The sequence below is a fragment of the Microcoleus sp. PH2017_35_SFW_U_B genome, assembly GCF_020737865.1.
In the GTDB taxonomy this organism is placed as follows: domain Bacteria; phylum Cyanobacteriota; class Cyanobacteriia; order Cyanobacteriales; family Microcoleaceae; genus Microcoleus.
On the sequence record NZ_JAEQDE010000196.1, the window covers coordinates 1 to 4,614 of the forward strand.

The window sequence follows — 4,614 nt, forward strand, 5'->3', positions numbered from 1 at the left end:
CCTAAAGGTTTGGCAATAGCGAATGCTAAAAACTGGTTGGAATTAAAAGGACCGATCGGGGATAGCAAGAATGATAGCAATCCTTTAACTCCTACTTTTAAGTGGGATTTGAAGGGTGAGAATGAACCCTGCGGTCTTCCTGGTTTTAAGCCTGATACTGATGTCGAGAAGGTCAATCTTTATGTAAGCGTTTTTCCGCAAGGGAAGGGCTTGTTGCCCGATGATAGGTGGGATGGGTTAAATTCGCAGGACGACAAAGATTACAATCCGAATCGGGTTCTGACTGCTCAATGGGAAAACGGTACGTGGACTTGGGATGGGAAAACTAAGGCTGGTTCTTCAAAGGAGTTTACTCTTTCTAGCGATCGAATGTTGACGGCGGGTCAGGAATATCATTGGGCTGTGGAAGCAGTTACGAAGAAAGGGGATAAAAAAGTTGTTACCGACAAGTTTAAAACTTTACTGCCGACTCCGATTTCTGGTGGTAATACTTTCAGCAGCGTTACTGTTTTAACGCGGGGTGTAGAACCCGGAAATTCCCAAAATAGCCAGTTGATTGATGGGCAAATCAATGGAGTTGCTAAACACATTTTTGATACTGGCGGTACGGTCATGAAATATCAGTCGGCAACTGGTAAGTGGCAGTCTGTTATTCCTCAAGGAAATAGTTGGATATCTAATACTAGCCTTCAGCCTCCTGTCTATGGCAAACCCTTAGTGCTGTTAGCTAATTGGATGGATGGGATGAACGGGATGGATGGGATTGAGCCGAAGCAACTTTATAATTCTGGTTTTGCTGAGGCGGCGGCTGATACTTTATTTGCTTCAATGGTGCAATTGGATTTAAATAAGGGTGGTGGTGTCGGTAGCCCAGGTCAGCTTTATGATAGCACCGGTAAATTAATCCGCACTCAAGGAGCGGTTTTCAACTCGCCACTGCACTTTATCGGTTTCGGGCAGGGGGCTGTTGTTAATAGTGAAATTGTCCAGCGTTTAGGTACGTTTTTACCTGATGCTGGAGGTACAAGTCGGGCAAATCGCGACCTGCAAATGACGACTATTGACCCTTACGATTACGATAATAATTCTTTTTCTGGGCCTTACCTTAACATTCTCGACCCGGAAATTAAGGTGTGGAATAATGTCACTTATGCTGACAATTACTACCAAACAAAGGGTATTGGGAATACAATTAACGGGCGAGAACTTTCTGGAACGAACTGGAAATCTGATTGGAATGTTTCTTTAGGAGAGCGGGCTGGATTTACGGCGGATGACGGGGAAGGTGCTTCCCATCGGGCGGCTTTGGCTTGGTATGCGGGAACTGCTAATCTCACAGGTAGCAAACTGCCATCGGAAAACGGTGACACAATTTACCGCCGCTTGGGCGATTTGGAGCAAAATAATATTGCTGATGTTACTAAGACTTGGTACACTCCTGATCACACGAATGCCAGTTTAACTCATGGCGATACTAAAGCTCCTTGGGAAGGAATTGGTACGGGTTGGTTCAACTCTGTTTTAGGTGGAGGTTCTCAATTAATACCTACACAGATAGCACTAAGCCCTTCGGAACTCGAATGCGGGGTGATTATGCGGTTCCGACTTTGTTTAATGGAAATTTTGATGCGATCGCTTTCCAACGTAACGCTCAAACTATCCCGGGCTGGTCTTTATTTAATGGCTCATCTGAGGATGGTTCACAATCCCACTTAGTCGATTGGCTGAAAATCGGAGTTCAAGAAGAGAACACCCTAGAAAAAGGCTTAATAGGTAGTGGTTATTTAGATGCCATAGGATACGATGAGAATCAGCCTAATTATGCTCTGAGAATGGGATTAGGTGGGGCAAAACAAATAGTACACAACTATTTTGTGATGCCAGAATGGGGAGACTTGCGGTTTAACCTCCACGCGCCATATCGGAACACTGGAAAGCTTAAGGTCTGGTTGGAAACTCAACCGGAAACTAATTCACAAGGGCAACCAATTCTTGGTACTGGCAGTCATCTTCTCAAAGAAATCGATTTAGCAATAAATCCAGGTAATTCACTAGAGACATACGCAAGCGATATTGACAAAATTGGTTTTGGCAGAGGAGGGTTTGAAACTTTCCATGTAGATAGCAATCAGCTAGATCGATTTCGAGGTCAGGTAGCCAAGCTAAGATTTGAAGTTGAGGGGAATACTAGGGTTTATTTAGATGATGTTTTCTTTAAGAGTAATCACCTTAAATTTGGCAATCCATCAGAAGCTAGGTACAACTCAGAACCACCAAACTTTACCAATTCAAATACCACCAACTTGCTAATTGAGAAACCTCAATACGTAGTATCTTACGATCGCAGTACCCTCAACCCTGCGTGGATAAGTTGGCAAGTCAATAAATCCTGGCTAGGTGATTTAGACCGCCCCGCCACGATCTTTGTCGGGGATCCTCAACTACCAGAAGGATGGCCGAAAATTGACACTAGCTCCTATAAAAATCCTCAAGGTTACAGCTTGGGTTTCGATCAAGGTCACGGAATTCCTTCAGGGGATCGAACAAATCACAAAAAAGACAACTTCGCTACTTTTTTAGGAACAAATTTGATTCCACAAAGCGTGGACAACAATCGATTTTTTGGGAACTCAAAGGATCCCGCACAAGCATCTGCTTGGTATAACGTCGAACAACTGGTGCGGAATCTCGCGCAACAAGGTCAAGAAATTTACGTTGTTGCGGGCAGTTATGGTACAGATTGGAATTCACAGAAGCGAAGTAATGCTCATCCTGATGAAATTGCTCGAGGATACACAAATTCTGAAGCTTTTCAGCAAAAAGGAATTAACATTCCTGGATGGACTTGGAAAACGCTTCTAATTATGGATCGCCCTGGTCAAGGCATACCAGATATCAATCAAAACACGAAAGTGTATACATTTTTGACACCTAATAAAACCGAACCATTTGCTAATTGGCCTCTTACTGGGCAGCCCATACCTCACCCCTTTAATGAAATTCAAGCTGAGCTAGGACTAACTGCGACTCTGCCGGATATCCAAAATGCAGTTGAATGGCGTAATCCTGCTACTTGGCAGCTCACAATTAAGCAGCTTGAAAAGCTGATTGATGGCAGAGGAGGTAGAAAGATAAACTTTTTGTCTAGTCTTCCTGATAACATTCGGACTTATCTCAAAGATCAGTTATATCCAATTATCTAAATTCTCTCAACCATCCTTCAAATCAGACGAAAAACTCATCTCTGATTTGAAGGATATATGTTAGGACCAACGATAACTTCTCCATTTGGTAAAATTGTATTGCGAAATCGGCCAGTTTGAGAGAAAAAGATTTTAGCACTAAGTAGATTAGCGTCTGTGAAATTGACACCATTCATATCCAATGTCAATAAATTAGCACCCTTTAAGTTGGCATAGCTTAAATCCGCAGAATCTAGACAAGAATTTTTAAGATTAGCACCGCTCAAATCAGTACCCCTAAAGTTAACATTCGTCAAGCAGGACTCTTGCAAATTGGCACCGCTTAAGTTAGCATTAGCTAAGTGGGCATTAGGCATAATGATGTTATGTAAATCGACACCTCTAAGGTCAGCCCGATATAAAACTATGCCCTCAAACCTTCTTTCTCCAGCAGCGTAGCGCCGAAGCAATTCCTGAGTTTCCATGACTCTAACTGGATCGCTTTTATGGCTACCATCTGGCATAATAGTATGACAAAATAACGCAGCGTCAGTGTTAATATTCTCCCATTTAGCAGCGCTAAAATTTGTGCCAATTAAGTTGGTATTAGACAGGTTTGCATTGTTTAAGTTAGCATTTTCCAAATTAGCATCGCTCAGGTCAGCATTCCATAAATTAACATTAGCCAGATTTGCATTGCTAAGATTTGCCCCTACTAAACAAACGCTACTCAAGTGAGCATTTTCAAGATTCGCGTTACTCAAATTAGCACCGCTCAGATCGCACCCCTTCAAAATACTTGAGTGTAAATCAGAGCCACTTAGGTCGATCTCAATTAGGTATTCATGCTCGATGAGAGTTCCTTCTAAATTGATCGAGGAATAGTCTCTCCATCCATCTTTATATAAATCGACCACCTCCCTACCAGCCATCTCTGGGTGATGGTTGTTGAGAGATAGAAGCGGAATAACTTCTTCGGCTTCTTCTTCCCATTCGAGATATTCTTCGTTATTCATAACCTTTTTCTGAAGATATTTACATATTAATAATAGCAGATCGTGAGCCAGACAAGATTACAATCGGAATCGTATCCTGACTGCTCAATGGAAGAATGGTACCTGGACTTGGAATGGAGGTAGTAAGGCTGGTTCTTCTGAGGAGTTTACTCTTCCTAATGACCGACCATCGGGCTGCTTTGGCTTGGTATGCGGGAACTGCTAATCTCAATGAAAGTCAGTTTCCTTCGGAGAATGGCGAAACAATTTACCGTCGCTTAGGTGATTTGGCTGAAAATAATATTGCTGATGTTACTAAGACTTGGTACACTCCTGAGCACACGAATGCCAGTTTAACTCATGGCGATACTAAAGCTCCTTGGGAAGGAATTGGTACGGGTTGGTTCAACTCTGTTTTAGGTGGAGGTTCTCAATTA

Annotated in this window: 2 protein-coding genes and 2 pseudogenes; 3 read left to right on the top strand and 1 reads right to left on the bottom strand. The window is 42.6% G+C overall.

What is annotated here, in order from left to right:
- Together JGK36_RS33555 and JGK36_RS33560 are read left to right on the top strand one after the other, a co-directional pair.
- A pseudogene (locus JGK36_RS33555) lies at positions 1 to 1,716 on the top strand (hypothetical protein); the annotation flags it as partial.
- Positions 1,608 to 3,203, top strand: coding sequence for a DNA/RNA non-specific endonuclease (locus tag JGK36_RS33560; RefSeq protein WP_293201369.1), 1,596 nt, complete (start codon positions 1,608 to 1,610; stop codon positions 3,201 to 3,203). The pseudogene JGK36_RS33555 and the gene JGK36_RS33560, both read left to right, overlap by 109 nt.
- A gap of 35 nt (positions 3,204 to 3,238) precedes the next feature.
- Here JGK36_RS33560 and JGK36_RS33565 read toward each other — a convergent pair whose 3' ends face one another.
- Positions 3,239 to 4,198, bottom strand: coding sequence for a pentapeptide repeat-containing protein (locus JGK36_RS33565; protein WP_293186977.1), 960 nt, complete (start codon positions 4,196 to 4,198; stop codon positions 3,239 to 3,241).
- Between the two features lie 158 nt (positions 4,199 to 4,356).
- Here JGK36_RS33565 and JGK36_RS33570 point away from each other — a divergent pair.
- Positions 4,357 to 4,614 (top strand): annotated as a pseudogene (locus JGK36_RS33570) (DNA/RNA non-specific endonuclease); the annotation flags it as partial.

What these genes read in the sequence shown, in the direction of transcription:
- JGK36_RS33565 (WP_293186977.1), bottom strand. Translation starts at nt 4,198, where the DNA reads ATGAATAACGAAGAATATCTCGAATGGGAAGAAGAAGCCGAAGAAGTT.